The sequence below is a fragment of the Hyphomicrobiales bacterium genome (genome assembly GCA_017642935.1).
Taxonomy (GTDB): domain Bacteria; phylum Pseudomonadota; class Alphaproteobacteria; order Rhizobiales; family MH13; genus MH13.
This window is the reverse complement of the sequence record JAEPOK010000002.1, coordinates 389334-404908: the sequence shown is the minus strand read 5'-3', so window position 1 is coordinate 404908 and position 15575 is coordinate 389334. Positions and strand designations below refer to the sequence as shown.

The following is a 15575-nucleotide window of genomic DNA, read 5'->3' as shown; positions in this document are numbered from 1 at the left end:
TCGCCTTTGCACGGGAAAACGCGACGAAAGAAAGGCCGCGGCCTAAAGGCTCTGCACGAAACGGCGCGCCTCGTCTGCAAGCTCAAGGCAGGCCTCATCTTCATCGCACGGGATGGCGATCCACTCACGCATGGTGCGCTGTTTCAGCCCTGAGCCCATCGTCATGCGTTCGCCGACCCCTTCGCCTTCCAGCTCATCAATACGCTCCTTCGGCAGTTTCATCACGATCCTGTCGCCGGTGGCGAACGCAAAGCCTTTTCCGGCAACGCGCAGGGCATCGGCATGCAGCATCTTGCCGACATCCACGCCAAGTTTGTCGCCTTGCTGATGAACAAGCTTGTCGAAAAGTGCTTTGGCGGTCTCCGAAACGCCCATGCTTCGTGCCTTCTTCTTGCGTCCTTTACTGCCCCGGCGAGGCTGAAGACCCGGCAAGGATCCCGCCATCAATCGTGAGTTCGGTGCCGGTCATGAAGGTCGCTTCATCAGAGGCGAGCAGGACGCAGAGCGCCGCTACTTCTTCCGGCCGCCCAAAGCGGTGCAAAGGTGTGCCTTGCGCCACCTTCTTTTTCTTCTCTTCGGCTTCCTCGCCATTGCCGATCATCGTGTCCCAAATATCCGTCCAGACTGCTGCCGGGTGCACCGAATTACAGCGGATCTGCAGGCCTTCCTGCGCGCAATGCAGCGCCACCGTCTTGGTGTGATTGCGGATCGCGGCCTTGGAAGAGGCATAGGCAGCAGCGCCAGGGACACCGACAATGCCTGAGCGCGAGGACATGTTGATGATCGAACCCTTGCCGCCATTGGCGCGCATGGCCCGGATCGCATACCGGCAACCGAGGAATGTGCCATCAAGGTTCACAGCGTGGACCCGTCGCCAATCGACCAGATGAGTGTGCTCGGGATCGTGTCTTTCATCGCCGCGCTCATGGCCGGTGATGCCGGCATTGTTCACCAGAACATCAATGGCGGGATAGCGCTCTTCCAGAGCCCGCCAGTCTTCCTCGTCCGCGACATCAAGGTGGAAATAGTCGGCCCCAATTTCACTGGCGAAAGCCTTGCCCACCTCATCGTTGACGTCGGTGACGACCACCGTGCCATTTTCAGCCGCATAAGCGCGGGCAATAGCCGCGCCGATGCCTTTGGCGGCGCCAGTGACGATGCAGGTTTTGTCGGCCAGTCGGTTCATGGGAATCCTTAGTCAGTTAGAAAGTGGTGGGCGAAAGCGTGCTTGTCCCAACCTGCTTTTTCTGCGGCTGCGTCATAGACGCTTTGCAGGAAGGTCAGAATTGGCTCTTGTGAATCTTCGGCAGCCGCGGCCGCCTCGCGCATCGCGTCATAGGTAAGGACGGCGAGCGCGCCGTTGCGGTCGACCCACTGCGCAGATGTTGGCTGAAGGGCCACCGTGTTCAATCCGTCAGGTTCCGGATAGGCATACCCGTAGAAGGCCGCGTGCGGAAACGTGTCGTCGCCCGGCCAAAAACCAACCGAAATCACCTCATGGGAGTAGGCTTCCCGGTCCGATTGGGTGCCACTTTCCAGCGGCGCGGCTTTGCCGGAAAAGCGCGTCGTCACTAAGTCGAACGAATGCCAATAAAGCTGAACCGGTGTCTGCTTGCCGACAAAACGTGCGCGAAAGGCCTCGAACGCCGACGCGATGGAACAGAGCGCCCGCCAGAACTGAGTGACCGCCTTGCCGTCATAGGTCCGTTCGGCATGATCGTCGGGAAAGGGCGTTTTTGACTTGTTGTCATAGGGCTTGGCGATGATTGTCACGTCGATCCCAAGTGTCGTCAGCGCATCGAACAAGGCTGCATAGAACTGCGCCACGGTCTTGCCGGGCACGGCAAAGCCCTTGTTGCCGCCGTCATTGGTGGTGACCTGCACCACATGATCGACCATGTCATAGTTGATCTGAAAGCTACGCCTCTTGTAGGGAATGCGCCCCGTCGTCAGTCCGCGCGTGTCCGGGTAGAGCGTAACGTGCCACCAATGATTCAGCTTCGGATGGGCCTTCATCCGCACTTTGCCGATGATTTGCAGAAACAGGTGCAGCGTGTCACGGGTCTCAACCCAATCGCCATACGGCAGCGGCGGATAAAGGTCGTCGGCGCTCATCGCTCAGTCCTTCTGCGGTAGATCATCGGTGATGGCGTAGTAATCGCCCTTGTCTGCGACAAAGATATGTTTCTCCAGCGACAATCTGGTCGGCTGGTCGAGCGAACCAAGCGAAAACGACGTTTTGCCTGCGCCGTCGAGGATCCAAAAAAGGTAGGAGCCACAAGCGGAGCAAAAGCCGCGCTTTGCTGTGTCAGACGAACGGTACCAGACAAGCGTATCGCCGGCGATGGCGATGGCGGCATCGTCGACTTGCGCTGAAGCCCAGATATGGCCGGACTGGCGACGGCATTGGCTGCAATGGCAGGCCGAGGCTTTTTCAGGCGCTCCTGTGACTGTGTAGGTCACCGATCCGCAGAGACACCGGCCCTTCAAGAGTTGGCTCATCGCGTGGCAACCAGACCGGCAGCACCTGCAAGGCCAACCGCGCAAGCCTTGTTGATCCGCGCCATACCAAAACGCCCGAGCAGCGCGCCACGTGCGCGATCAAACACCAGCGCATAGACCATCATCACCGCCGGCAGGCAGACGGCAATGACGAGGCCGATCTCCACAAAGCCTAGGGTGTTCAGCGTTGCCAGATCCACCACCGTCGGCAGGATAGCGAGGAAGAACACCATGGTCTTTGGGTTTGAGAGCGTCAGTGCCAGCCCGGCAAAGAGCATCGACATATTGGTGTCTGCGGTCAATTTCGGCGCCTTGGCGCTGGGATCGGCAGGAGCGGTCCATAGTTTGTAGGCAAGGTAGAGCAGGTAGGCGACGCCGGCATATTTGATGACCAGAAACACCTCATGCATCGTTTGCGCGATGACAGCGAGGCCGGCAGCGGCAAGCATAAACCAAATGAGATCGCCGATGGCGCATCCGGCGATGAAACCGGCAATGCCTTGTTTGCCGCGTGCCAAAACACGAGCGGTCAGCGCCAGAACAGCCGGGCCAGGCGAGGCCACGGCCGCCAGATAGATACCAGCGAACAGAGCTAGTGCGGTCAAAGTCATCGTTATCTGCCTTTGAGAAGGGGGATAGTCCTACCCTGTCGGCTCGACCTTGCCCTCGTCAACGGCAAAATGGTTCGAACCGTCCGGTAAAGCATCGAACAGGGAGCGGTCGGTGCCCGTCATAAAGGTCTGCCCGCCAAGGTCCGTGCAGAGATCGTAGAGGGCGGCCCGTCGGCGCTCGTCGAGATGCGCTGCAATCTCATCAAGGAGCAAAATGGCGGCCCGCCCTGTTTCCTGACTCACCAGCCGCGCCTGGGCCAGGATCAGCCCGATCAGCAGCGCCTTCTGCTCGCCGGTGGAAGCGAGTTTGGCCTCCACATCCTTTGGGCCATGGCGCACCAGAAGATCCACCCGGTGTGGGCCTTGGAGCGCGCGTCCGGCGGCGCGGTCGCGCGCGCGCCCTTCTGCGAGCAGGGCGCGATAATCCGCCTCTGTAGTGACGCCCTCAAAACCGGCCAAGTCCAACAGAGCGTGGGGAAAGGCTGAGACCGCGTCGCGAGCGTCCTCAATCGCGGTTTTCAGAAGCGCCAAGGTTGCAAGCCGCGTCGATTGAAGCGTGGCACCGGCTTCGGCCATCTGCGCTTCCACGCCCTCAAACCAGACCAGATCAGTGACGCCCTCATCGAACATCTTGTTGCGCGCACGCATCGCCTGTTCGAACCGCTTGGCCGTGCGGCCATGGGTTGGATGCAGCGCCATCACCATCCGGTCGTAGAACCGCCGCCGGTCGCTCGCTCCACCGAGAAAAAGCCCGTCCATGGCGGGTGTCAGCCAGAGCAGTGACACATGCTCCAACAGCGCATCCGCCGATTTCACCGACACCTTGTCGATGCGCACGTCACGGCTCGTCGCCAACGGACCAGAAAGGCCAGTTCCAATAGTGATCGGATCGTCGCCGGGCTCATGGTCCATGGACGTAATCTGCGCGGAGACCGCAAAGCCCCCATCGCCGCTCGCACCGGCCATGTCTGAGTAGGTCGCGCGTCGAAGGCCCCGCCCTGGTGAGAGTAGGCTGATCGCTTCAAGAATGTTGGTTTTGCCGGCGCCATTGGGTCCGGCGAAGGCGATCAACTGGCCGTCAAAACGCAGATCGGTCTGGGCGTGATTGCGAAAGCCAGTCAGCGAGAGCCGCGTCAGGCGCGGCCCGGCAATGCTCACTTAGACCCGCATGGGCATCAGAACGTAAAGCGTGTCTGAGCCGTCAGCGTCCTGCACCAAGGTCGGTGCCCCGGCATCGGCGAGCATGAAGCGGGCATTGTCGGTTTCAAGCTGGCCGGCAATATCCATCAGATATCGCGCGTTGAAACCGATCTCCAAAGGATCACCGGCATAGTCGACCATCAGCTCTTCGGTTGCCGAGCCGGAATCTGGGTTGGTCACGGTGAGGGTCAGCTTGCCATCACCCATGGCAAGTTTGACTGCGCGACCACGTTCGGATGCCACGGTCGAGACGCGATCCACCGCCGCTGAAAAGGCCGGACGATCGACGTCGAGCGCCTTGTCATTGGCCTGCGGGATGACACGGGCATAATCAGGGAAGGTCCCGTCGATGAGCTTGGAGGTCAGCACGACCGCATCGATCGTCACTCGAATTTTGGTGTCCGATAGCTCAACCGAAGCTTCGCCATCATGACCTTCCAGCAGCTTCAACAGCTCGCCAACCGTTTTGCGCGGCACGATGATGCCCGGCATGCCTTCAGAACCCGATGGCGCCTGGGTCTCGGTCTTGGCCAACCGGTGACCATCGGTGGCTACCGCGCGCAGCTTCATCGCGCCATCCACATCCATCGTGTGGAGGAATATGCCATTGAGATAATACCGAGTTTCTTCGGTGGAGATCGCAAACTGCGTGCGCTCAATCAGGCGGCGCAGATCACCTGAGGCGATCTGGAACACATGGGTGAACTGACCGGCGGTGAGATCGGGAAAATCGGATTTCGGCAGCGCCTGAAGCTCAAAGCGCGCGCGCCCGGCCTGGACCAACAGCGTGGTTTCCCCGCGCATATCGACTTCGACTTCAGCTCCATCGGGCAGTTTGCGCACAATATCGTAGAGCATGTGCGCCGGAACCGTCGTCGCACCGGCCTGGCTCACCATGGCCGGCAGGCTTTCCGAGGCCTCCAGATCGAGGTCGGTGGCTTTCAGGCGCAGCGCACCGTCGGCGGCATCAAGAAGAACATTGGCAAGGATGGGGATCGTGTTGCGGCGTTCCACCACCCGGTGGACGCGCGCCAAGGCGCGTAGAAAAGGCGTGCGATCAAGTGAGAATTTCATAGCCCGGACCCATCATACCAACAAAAGCAAACAAAGCGTGTCCGGCGCGAGCATCAAATGCTCTGTCTACCAGACACCAAAGCCCTCGCGTGCCCGAGAGGATACAAACCATATCCGTCCCAAATCATGCGAAGGGCCTTTGGCATCTATATGGGAGGGCTTGACGGCACTTTGCAAGCCGAACCGAGCGCGTGGCGCCCGGCCCGGTGCAGTCTTGCACAGATGCTGGCAGGTCTTAGGGCAATCCAAGCGCACACAGTGCGCACCAGTCGCAGGGCCTTCTAACCCGCGCGCAATCGCCGCCGCCTAGCTTTGCGACAGGATCGCACTTTTTAGAGCCTCAACCACCTTCTGTAGGCTGGCATCGGTTTGCAGCTCTTTTTCGATCTTGCGCACCGCATGCAACACAGTTGTGTGGTCGCGCCCGCCAAACCGGCGCCCGATGTCGGGAAGTGAGCGCACGGTCATCACCTTGGCAAGATACATCGCGATTTGGCGCGGCCCGACGATCTGCTTGGTGCGGCGGTGGGAGAGAAGGTCAGTCTTGGTCAGACCGAACTGAAGTGCGGTGGCGCGCTGAATGTCTTCGATCTTCACTCGCGGGGTTTCGGCGTTGGAAAGAAGAAAGCCGATGCAGGAGGCCACGCTTTGCTCGGTCACCGGCGCATTGTTGAGCCCAATTTCAGCGATGATCCGGTTGAACGCGCCTTCCAGATCGCGGCCATTGGTTGTGATGAGATCGGCGACTTTGTCGAGCACCGCATCGGTGACGTCGGCCTGACCACCCTCGGCCTGATAGGCGGTGCGTCGTCGGTCCAGCAGCGCCCGGCGCACGGTCCGGTCCATGGACGCGATCTCAACGACCAGCCCGGAGGAAAGCCGCGACTGCATGCGTACATCAATGCTGTCGAGCGCCGCTGGCGCACGGTCGGCGGCCACCACAAGGGTTTTGCCGGCATCGATCAGCGTGTTGATCACATGGCAGAACTCGCCTTGGATCACTGGCCCGGACAGAAACTGGATATCGTCAACGGCCAGAACATCGATGGCCGCCAAAGCCTCTTTGTAATCGACGGCAGAACGCGACTTCAGCGAGATCACGAAATCGCGCATGAACTGCTCGGCCGTCAGATAGAGCGTTCGCTTGCCGGCCTGATGCAATTCAGCGGCTGCCGCCTGGCAAAGGTGGGTTTTGCCGAGGCCAACCCCGCCACGCACGAACAGAACTTTGCAGCCAAGCACCGAGCCTTCACGGGCCAATTCACGGGCGGCACGAAAAGCAAACTGGTTGCTTTCGCCAACCGCAAAAGCGTTGAAAGTGTAACGTGGGTCGAGCGGAGTGCCGATCGAGCTTTCTTCACCGGTTGCCTCGCCAGAGTCGCCACCACTCACACTGCGCGTCGGTGCGGGTCTGGAGGAGCGCAAGCTCGCTCTGCCGGCCGAGCCTCCATCAGATTGGACGCTCTTGCTGGTCAGCGCGCCATGGGATGAGGCGTTCAATCCATCGCCGGAATGGTTCGTGTTGGCAGGGTTGCCGCGCGCCGCCTGGGTCTCGGCAGTCGATCCAAACTTGGCAATCCGCCGCGCGCCGTTTGTGCGCACATGAATGGTGTAGCGCTCAACCGCTTCGTCTTCGATCGTCCAAAGCTCCAAAAGGCGCGGGCCAAAATTGTGCTCGATCCAATGCTTCAGGAACCGAGTTGCGACCGACAGTTCCACATGGCCGTCCCGGCTGGTTTCAAACATGGCGCTGGAAAACCAGGAGGAATAAACGTCCTCGCCCAACTCGGCCCGAAGGCGCGCCTGAACACGTTGCCAACTCCGCTTGCCACGTTCTGTCCGGTCACGGTCGTTCGAGGAGTCAGGCGAAGAGGCCATTGAGTTGGGTTCCTTTGTCTCTAGTGGTCGGGGGGACGAGGCGGGAAGGGCAGGATCACCGTTTGTGCCACGGCCAGTCATTCCGGTCGTGGCAGATTTGGCCGCAGCGGACGTAGCGCCTGAGGCGGCAGCAGACTGGGCATGTGGCTTGGAAAGAGGCGCGTCAGGCGGTGACGCAAGGCGTGAGGATGGCAAGGTCATTGAGAAGAGGGGTCCAGCGCAAAAAGGGGTCATGAACAGGTCGCAGCGAACGGCAAGAGCCGCGCTCGCAACAGTCGAAAAAGAAGTGAAAGAGCGTGCGGAAAAAGGCGACCGCACAAGCCTTGGGCAGGCGGTTAGAGCGCCAACCTTGCCCGCGGGTGGCAGGACCCTGCCACTGGACTGAAACTTGGAGGAATACCTGGCGCCGAGTTTATAGAAAGCGCTGCGCTGCCCAGAGACGTAAGACCACGATAACTGCCTTGGCCGCCACTGGCATAAATCTGGTCAGCGTTCCCGCTCTTTGACCACATCCGTTGCATACCCATGTTCAGCGTGAACATGTCCAAAGCGAAGCACGCCATCTCAAAGTCCCTCCATCAGCCGCCACGGCCCATCGGCCGCCATCGCCGTTGTCTTCACGGCTGGCCTTGCACTGCCATCAATGGAACGCCTGAAAGCGTACTGGCCAAAAAGCCGCGTACCCAACCTCACGCACACACCGACCGGCAGCCTCAAGGCCAAGCCAGCTCCTCCCGGTCAAAGCCGCACCCATTGTCTGCAAAGCATCGCGGACCGCACCGCTTGTAGCCCCAGACCCTACCGGTTCGACTTCCTGTCGCACTCGTGCCCCTACGAAGAGCAACGGACCGAACCGACGGTGAACGCCTCAACAACCACTTCTGACAGTGCCCTTTGGCACCGGCCGACTTGCACGCAAATGGCGGTCGGCCATTTGGCACCGATCACGCCCAGCGGCGGTATCGGCTCGCAGCAGGTGCCGCGCTCGGCCATGAACTGACCTGTGGTTTTTGTCTTGGTCTCGCAGCGCAGGCCTTTCGGTCCGCACCAGCGTAACAAGCAAAGATTACAGCCCAAATATCACAGCGCTTTCGCGCAGGTTAGTCAGTATTTCCGCAGGCAAACGGGTAACTTCGCCGACTTATACTGGTCGAACGTAGCATTCGATTGCTTCGATCTGCGGATGGTCTTCGGCGAGCGCCGTCGATGGGGCTTTTTTAGCCCCGGCCAATGGCCCCGTAAAGGCGCTTTTTCAGACTCTTTTCACTTGACTCATCGCCTTGCCAGCGTTCCAGGCCGATGCCGGAAACCCCGCTTTTTGGAATCGCTTTGACTCTACGTTCTTTTTTCCCAAACCCGGCCTGAACGACCGTGGCGCGAGCGAAAGTCAGACGCCCGATTTTTTGCTTTTTTGGCGTCGAATCAGTCGGATATCGAAGGTTTCATGGAAGTGTTATGAAAGGGTCTATGACTCAAATCATTGAATTTTATACAAAAAACAAGAAAGTTTGATCTTCAAACATCCCTTATATGAACAAGCGCTTATTAAGCCGAATAATCAAAACCAGGCCCATCGAACCGGTTTGCCCCCATTGCCCGTGCGTAACATTAGAATAGCATTACATGTCTAGCGTGTTGCAATCTCGCAACAAAAAAGGCCGCTATCGGTTAGCGGCCTCTAATTCGCGTTAAAAGTGCGACGAAAAAGCGTTTCGCCTTTCCGTTGTGGGGCCAATTAAGCCTCTGCAGCACCCATCGCTTTTACTTTGCTGGCAAGGCGCGAAACTTTGCGCGATGCAGCATTTCTGTGCACGATGCCGCGATTGGCCGCGCGCATGATCAGCGGCTGGGCAGCCTTCAAAGCTTCTTCGGCGGCAGCCTGATCTCCGGCGGCGACGGCTTCGTCAACGCGGCGGATCTGGGTGCGCATGGCGCCTTTACGGTCTCGATTGATCGCAGTTTTGCGCGCGATCTTGCGCACCGCCTTTTTGGCGGAAACGGTGTTGGCCATACTGTCCTCGTGTTTGGCACGGTGTTGCGCTGAAAATCCCGGCTGGCTCTTGCTGTCCATTGCGGGGGACGCGGGCCTCGATGGGCGCGCATCCAGCGACCCCGTGGCGGGTCTGCCAGGGGATGCGGGCACGTACGGCCTTGGCGCGCCGAAGTCAAGACAACAGCGGTCGTTCCGCAGGAACAGAGCCAAAGAAAACCGGTCGTTCCGCTCATGGGTGTTCTGGGCCTGCGGCCCAACCGCATGGGGGGCGGCGCTGAGTGTGTGTGGCTAGCGCCTAGCTTTGCTTAAACTGCGCTGAACGCTTTTCGATGAAGGCCTGCATGCCTTCTTTTTGGTCGTCGGTCGCAAAAAGGCTCTGGAAGGCGCGGCGCTCAAAGCGCAGGCCCTCAGCCAGCGGCACTTCGAAGGCCCGGTTCACCGCTTCCTTTGCCATCATGGTGGCGGCGTGCGACATCTCGCCGATCTTATCGGCAGCTTCAAGTGTCGTGTCGAGCAGATCGTCAACCGGCACGACGCGCGCCACCAGGCCGGCGCTTTCAGCTTCTTCAGCTTCCATCATTCGCCCGGTCAGTACCAAATCCATCGCCTTGGCTTTGCCGACCGCATGCACCAGCCGCTGCGTGCCGCCAATGCCTGGAATGATGCCGAGTGTGATTTCCGGTTGGCCGAACTTGGCTGTGTCAGCGGCAATGATGATGTCACACATCATAGCAAGTTCGCAGCCACCGCCCAGCGCGTAGCCTGCCACCGCGGCGATGATCGGCTTGCGGGTCCGGGCAATCGCCTCATAACTTGCCGCATAGTCATCCACGAAGCTCTGCGGAAATGTAAGCTCAGCCATCTCCTTGATGTCTGCGCCGGCGGCAAAGGCCCGCTCGGTCCCCGTGATCACGCTCGCTCCGATGCGCGGGTCCTGGTCGGCCTCGCCAAGCGCTGCGGCAATCTCACTCATCATTTGCGCGTTCAGGGCATTGAGTGCCGAGGTGCGATTCAGCGTGATCAGGAGCACATGGTCGCGTTTGTCGACGAGGATCGTGTCATAGGCCATGGATGGGTCCTTGCGTGATAAGGAAGAGACGATTTTCAGCGTTGGCAGGTGGGACAGTAGAAAGTGGAGCGCCCGGATTGAACAATGCGTTTGACGGTGCCGCGGCAGCCTTCGGTCGGGCAGGCGGCGTGCTCGCGGTCATAAACCGAGAACCGGTGTTGGAAATAGCCCAAAGAGCCGTCGGTTTGTTTGTGATCGCGCAAACTCGACCCTCCCGCCTCGATCGCTTCGCCGATGACATCACGGATAACACCCGTCAGCGTGACCAGCCTTTGCGTCGGTAAACCCTTTTTGGTGACCAAAGTTCCGGCAAGCCTCTTTGGCGAGAGCCGCGCGCGCGACAGCGCCTCGCAAACATAGATGTTGCCAAGCCCAGCAATGTTCTTCTGGTCGAGCAGCGCTGCCTTTAACGGCGCCCGCTTACCGGCAAATCGCGCCGCCAGATGCTCTGGGGTGAGCGCATTGCCCAGCGGTTCCGGCCCGAGATCGGCCAGAAAAGGGTGTTCGTGCAGCTGTGCCGTCAGGGCCGCGAGCACAAAACCAAAGCGCCGCGGATCATTGTAGATCACCTGCGCTGGACCAGCCGCGCCGCCCTCAACGTCAAGCACCAGATGGTCATGCGCCCCAAGCGCCGAGCGGGAAAAATGGAACTGGCCTGGGGTGAAAGGTTGTTGATCACTTAGCGGTCGTTCCTCTTGGGAACGGAGCGTGTGATCTGAGTGTGTCTCCACCCGGTAGCTACCTGACATCCCCAAATGCGCGATCAGCGTCGTGCCCTTGTCGAGCTCAATCAGTAGATATTTCGCCCGCCGCGTCAGCGCGGTAATCCGGGCGCCTTCAAGGAGGGTTTGCAGTCCATCGGGAAACGGGAAGCGAAGATCCGGCCGGCGGACATCAGCGCGGATGATCCTCGCGCCCTCCAAGGCGGGGGCCAGACCACGGCGCACCGTTTCGACTTCGGGCAGTTCGGGCATCCATCACCGCTTCACAAGGGCAGATTCATCATGCGGCAATTGAGCCTGTCATCGCCATAGCCTGCCGCGCCCGCCTTCGCTATAGCTCGCACAACGCACACAGGCAGGACACAACAGATGAGCGATATAGGCTCAAGCTTCGGTCACCGCCACATCGACGTGGACGAAAAACAGCCGTTGGTCGATGAGGTGTTCCACAAGGTCGCTGGCCGCTACGACCTGATGAACGACTTGATGTCGGGCTTTCTTCACCGCGCTTGGAAAGACGCCATGGTCGCCCGCATGCGCCCGCGAAAATCAGGTCGGGCCTGGCGCAGCATCGATGTTGCCGGCGGTACGGGCGACATCGCCTTTCGCTTGGTCAAGGCCTCGCACAACCATGCCCATGTGGATGTGGTCGATATCAATGCCTCCATGCTTGAGGTTGGGCGCGAGCGCGCGCTAAAACGCGGCCTGGCTGGCAACGTGACCTTTATCGAGGGCAATGCCGAAGACCTAGCGCAAGAGACCGGCGTTTACGACGCTTATACGATCGCGTTTGGCATTCGCAACGTACCGCGCATCGATAAGGCCTTGGCCGAAGCCTACCGAGTGCTCAAGCCTGGCGGGAAGTTCGCCTGCCTGGAATTCAGTCACGTCGATGTGCCTGGTCTCGATGCGGTCTACGATGCCTATTCCTTCAACGTGATCCCCAAACTCGGCGGCCTCGTCGGAGGCGATGAAGAAAGCTATCAATATCTGGTGGAATCGATCCGCAAGTTCCCCAACAAGGTTCGCTTCGCCCGCATGATCAAGGATGCAGGCTTCGACCGTGTTGAAGCGACACCCTATTCTGGCGGCATCGCCGTGCTGCACACGGGCGTGAAACTGTAAGGTCCGGTCACGAAGGTATGTTCACCACCGTTGCCGCCCTATTTCGCCTTGCCCGCGCCGGTTTCGTCATGGCGCGCGAAGGTGTGTTCTCTGGCATGGAGATCGAGCTCACGCCGCCTCCGGCGCATGTGCCGCTTCGCATTGCCAACATGCTCGCCCGGCGCAACAAGGCCGCCACCCGTGCTGATCGCATTTCCACCGCGCTGGCACGCCTTGGCCCGTCTTACATCAAGCTTGGTCAGTTTCTGGCCACCCGGCCCGATCTGGTCGGCATGGCGGTGGCCCGCGATCTGGAAACGCTGCAGGATCGCCTGCCCTCCATCCCGCTTGAAGAGGCCAAAGCACGGATCACCGACGCGCTTGGCCGGTCGGCTGACACGGTGTTTGAGACCATCGAACCGGCGCTCGCCGCCGCTTCCATCGCCCAGGTGCACAAGGCAACGCTGCGCGATTCTGAAACCGGCATTGTGAAGCCTGTCGCTGTAAAGGTCCTGCGCCCTGGCGTGGCGGTTCGGTTCGCCCGTGATCTTTCCACGTTCTACATCGCCGCCCGCCTTCTGGAGCGCACCACGCCGGCCTTGCGCCGTCTGCGCCCGGTCGCCGTGGTCGATACGCTGGCCGAATCCGTTCGCCTTGAGATGGATTTACGCATGGAGGCTGCGGCGCTCGCCGAGATGGCCGAGAACACCGCCGAGGACGAAGGTTTTCGTGTGCCCTCCGTCGATTGGGATCATTCCAGTTCACAGGTGATGACGATCGAGTGGATCGAAGGCCGCAAACTGTCCGATGTGGAAGGCATCCGCGCTGACGGTCATAATCTGGAAAAGCTCGGCGCACTGGTGATGCAGTCGTTCCTCCGCCATGCCATGCGCGATGGGTTTTTCCACGCTGATATGCATCCAGGTAATCTGTTCATCGAGCCAGACGGCACGCTGGTCGCCGTGGATCTTGGCATTACTGGGCGTCTCGGTCAGGCTGAGCGCCGATTCCTGGCGGAAATCCTGTTTGGCTTCATCACCCGAAATTATCGCCGCACGGCGGAGGTTCATTTTGAAGCGGGTTATGTGCCGCCGCACCATGATGTTGACAGTTTTGCCCAGGCGCTGCGGGCGATTGGTGAACCGATCCATGGCCGCAACGCTTCGCAAATATCTATGGGCCGGCTGCTGACACAGCTCTTTGAAGTCACTGACCTGTTCGACATGCGCACCCAGCCGCAGCTTATCCTACTGCAAAAGACCATGGTTGTGGTGGAAGGCGTCGCGCGCACGCTCGACCCCAATCTCGACATCTGGAAAACTGCCGATCCCGTTGTGTCCGGCTGGATTCGCAGCAATTTGTCTCCGGTTCGCCAGGCGGAAAACGCGGCCAAAGCCGTCTCGACGCTGGCCCGCCTTGCCACCGACGCACCGGATGTCTTGCATCGGTTCGAAAGGGTCCTGAAGGCGCTGGACCCCGCCGATCCAACAACGGTCGCGACAAACGCCAAAACCAAGTTCGACGTGTGGCCCATTCTGTTCGGCCTCGGCATCATCGCCTTTGCATTGGTCGCGATACTGGACTGATCCAAATCGTCCCTGTCATCCCGGCTCACACGCGGTGCGTGGTGGCCGGGATGACAACACCGAACGATCTGGCTACACCTCAACCCATGTTGATCGATCAAACTCTGTCTGGCCGGACCATTCTGTTGGTCATCACCGGTGGTATCGCCGCCTACAAGACGCCGGACCTTGTGCGCCGGTTGCGCGAACGTGGTGCGCGTGTGCGCGTGGTGATGACCAAAGGCGCCACCAGCTTTATCTCCCCGATGACGCTGGGCGCGGTTTCCGGCGAGCTGGTGTTCACCGAGCTTTGGGACCGCGATGCTGAACAGGATATCGGCCATATTCGCCTGGCACGCGAGGCTGACCTGGTGGTCGTTGCACCGGCCACGGCAGACTTCATGGCCAAGATGGCCCATGGTTTGGCCGATGATCTGGCAAGCACGGTTCTGCTCGCGACCACCGCTGATGTGCTGATTGCCCCGGCGATGAACCCGAAAATGTGGGATCATCCAGCGACCAAGCGTAATGCAGAAACACTCCAAGGCGACGGCATCGCCTTCATCGGCCCTGAGGCCGGCGAGATGGCCGAGACCGGCGAAAGCGGCGTTGGCCGGATGGCCGAGCCGATGGACATTGCCATGGCTGTCGAAGCCCATTTCGTGCCCGACCGGACGCAAGGACCGCTTGCTGGCAAACATGTACTGATCACCGCTGGCCCGACCCACGAGCCTATTGACCCTGTGCGTTATCTCGCCAATCGCTCCTCCGGCAAACAGGGTTATGCGCTCGCCAAGGCCGCCTATGACGCCGGCGCACGCGTGACGCTGATCTCCGGCCCGACCAAGCTCAATGCACCCGCTGGCGTAGACCGGGTCCAGGTCCAGACGGCCAAGGAGATGTTGGCTGCGACGCAGGAAGCCTTGCCGGCCGACATTGGCATTTTCGCTGCAGCCGTTGCCGACTGGGGCGCTGCCGACCCGGCGGCGGGTAAGATCAAGAAAGACGGGTCTGGCCCGCCGACACTCCAGCTGGTTGAGAATCCGGATATTTTGAAAACCATTGCTATGGGTGCGAACCGACCGCGTCTTGTGATGGGCTTTGCCGCCGAAACCGCCGACATGGAAGTGCATGGCAAGGATAAGCTGGTGCGTAAGAACGCCAACTACATTGTTGCCAACAACGTCGCCCCGCCAGAGGGCAAGGCGCTGGGTGGCGTGATGGGCGGTGATGCCAACACCGTTACACTGCTCACCCGCGAAGGCGCAGAACCCTGGCCGACAATGAGCAAGCAGGATGTGGCCAAAAAACTTATTGCACGGTTAGCCGACGATCTGACCAAAGGCGCGCATGGCTGACATTCTGATCCAGCGTTTGCCGCACGCTGAAGACTTGCCCCTTCCATCCTACGCGACGCCGGGGTCTGCCGGTGCCGACCTGCGCGCCGCGGTCGAGGCGGACACGGTTCTAGAACCCGGTACCCACGCCCTCATTCCAACGGGACTGAAGATAGCCTTGCCAGATGGGCATGAGGCGCAAGTGCGCCCTCGGTCAGGTCTTGCCGCCAAGCATGCGCTGACGGTGGTCAACGCGCCTGGCACGATCGACGCTGATTACCGCGGTGAGATTCACGTCATCCTGATGAATTTGGGCGCAAAACCTTTCACCGTCGAGCGCGGCATGCGCATTGCCCAGATGGTCGTTGCGCCTGTGGTTCAAGCCAGCTTCCGTGAAGTCGATGAGCTCTACGGAACGACGCGCGGGACGGGCGGTTTCGGCTCAACAGGAACCGGATGAAAATCGCATGAGGCGCCACAATTTGACGCCAAAACAGAATGGCATTTTTCCAAACTGATT

General features: G+C 60.1%; 16 protein-coding genes. 5 read left to right on the top strand and 11 right to left on the bottom strand.

The annotated features are described in order from the left end of the window. Positions 1-42: 42 nt before the first annotated feature. From JJ917_11255 to dnaA, 8 genes are all read right to left on the bottom strand, one after another. Complete coding sequence (locus JJ917_11255; GenBank protein ID MBO6699398.1) at positions 43-375, bottom strand: hypothetical protein; 333 nt, start codon at positions 373-375, stop codon at positions 43-45. A 25-nt stretch (positions 376-400) separates the two neighbouring features. Beyond that, positions 401-1186 (bottom strand): SDR family oxidoreductase, encoded by a 786-nt coding sequence (locus JJ917_11250; protein ID MBO6699397.1) that lies wholly within the window; start codon positions 1184-1186, stop codon positions 401-403. An 8-nt stretch (positions 1187-1194) separates the two neighbouring features. Beyond that, on the bottom strand, positions 1195-2115 hold the full coding sequence (locus JJ917_11245) for a hypothetical protein (GenBank protein ID MBO6699396.1): 921 nt from the start codon (positions 2113-2115) through the stop codon (positions 1195-1197). A gap of 3 nt (positions 2116-2118) precedes the next feature. Continuing rightward, positions 2119-2502, bottom strand: coding sequence for a GFA family protein (locus JJ917_11240; GenBank protein ID MBO6699395.1), 384 nt, complete (start codon positions 2500-2502; stop codon positions 2119-2121). Next, on the bottom strand, positions 2499-3113 hold the full coding sequence (locus tag JJ917_11235; GenBank protein MBO6699394.1) for a LysE family translocator: 615 nt from the start codon (positions 3111-3113) through the stop codon (positions 2499-2501). Before JJ917_11235 ends, JJ917_11240 begins: the two co-directional genes overlap by 4 nt. Before the next feature lie 30 nt (positions 3114-3143). Then, positions 3144-4265 carry a DNA replication/repair protein RecF gene (gene recF, locus JJ917_11230; GenBank protein ID MBO6699393.1) on the bottom strand — a complete coding sequence of 374 codons (1122 nt, stop codon included), beginning with the start codon at positions 4263-4265 and terminating at the stop codon, positions 3144-3146. A gap of 6 nt (positions 4266-4271) precedes the next feature. After that, positions 4272-5387 carry a DNA polymerase III subunit beta gene (locus tag JJ917_11225; protein ID MBO6699392.1) on the bottom strand — a complete coding sequence of 372 codons (1116 nt, stop codon included), beginning with the start codon at positions 5385-5387 and terminating at the stop codon, positions 4272-4274. Between the two features lie 306 nt (positions 5388-5693). Continuing rightward, positions 5694-7265: a chromosomal replication initiator protein DnaA gene (gene dnaA, locus JJ917_11220; GenBank protein ID MBO6699391.1), complete on the bottom strand. Its 1572-nt coding sequence runs from the start codon at positions 7263-7265 to the stop codon at positions 5694-5696. Positions 7266-7908: 643 nt separating this feature from the next. Here dnaA and JJ917_11215 point away from each other — a divergent pair. Continuing rightward, positions 7909-8265, top strand: a complete 357-nt coding sequence (locus JJ917_11215) for a hypothetical protein (protein ID MBO6699390.1) — start codon at positions 7909-7911, stop codon at positions 8263-8265. A 735-nt stretch (positions 8266-9000) separates the two neighbouring features. Here JJ917_11215 and rpsT read toward each other — a convergent pair. The 3 genes from rpsT to mutM form a co-directional block, all read right to left on the bottom strand. Beyond that, positions 9001-9276: a 30S ribosomal protein S20 gene (rpsT, locus tag JJ917_11210; protein ID MBO6699389.1), complete on the bottom strand. Its 276-nt coding sequence runs from the start codon at positions 9274-9276 to the stop codon at positions 9001-9003. A 277-nt stretch (positions 9277-9553) separates the two neighbouring features. Continuing rightward, complete coding sequence (locus JJ917_11205) at positions 9554-10327, bottom strand: enoyl-CoA hydratase (GenBank protein MBO6699388.1); 774 nt, start codon at positions 10325-10327, stop codon at positions 9554-9556. 35 nt (positions 10328-10362) lie between these two features. Next, the gene (gene mutM, locus JJ917_11200) at positions 10363-11301 is read right to left on the bottom strand and encodes a bifunctional DNA-formamidopyrimidine glycosylase/DNA-(apurinic or apyrimidinic site) lyase (protein ID MBO6699387.1); all 939 of its coding nucleotides are present in this window, start codon (positions 11299-11301) and stop codon (positions 10363-10365) included. A 117-nt stretch (positions 11302-11418) separates the two neighbouring features. Here mutM and ubiE point away from each other — a divergent pair, with 117 nt between their 5' ends. The 4 genes from ubiE to dut all read left to right on the top strand — a co-directional run bounded on the left by ubiE (position 11419) and on the right by dut (position 15515). Next, positions 11419-12174: a bifunctional demethylmenaquinone methyltransferase/2-methoxy-6-polyprenyl-1,4-benzoquinol methylase UbiE gene (ubiE, locus tag JJ917_11195; protein ID MBO6699386.1), complete on the top strand. Its 756-nt coding sequence runs from the start codon at positions 11419-11421 to the stop codon at positions 12172-12174. Between the two features lie 17 nt (positions 12175-12191). Next, complete coding sequence (gene ubiB, locus JJ917_11190; GenBank protein MBO6699385.1) at positions 12192-13739, top strand: 2-polyprenylphenol 6-hydroxylase; 1548 nt, start codon at positions 12192-12194, stop codon at positions 13737-13739. 86 nt (positions 13740-13825) lie between these two features. Beyond that, the gene (gene coaBC / locus JJ917_11185; protein ID MBO6699384.1) at positions 13826-15076 is read left to right on the top strand and encodes a bifunctional phosphopantothenoylcysteine decarboxylase/phosphopantothenate--cysteine ligase CoaBC; all 1251 of its coding nucleotides are present in this window, start codon (positions 13826-13828) and stop codon (positions 15074-15076) included. Then, on the top strand, positions 15069-15515 hold the full coding sequence (dut, locus tag JJ917_11180) for a dUTP diphosphatase (protein ID MBO6699383.1): 447 nt from the start codon (positions 15069-15071) through the stop codon (positions 15513-15515). Before coaBC ends, dut begins: the two co-directional genes overlap by 8 nt. Positions 15516-15575: the final 60 nt, after the last annotated feature.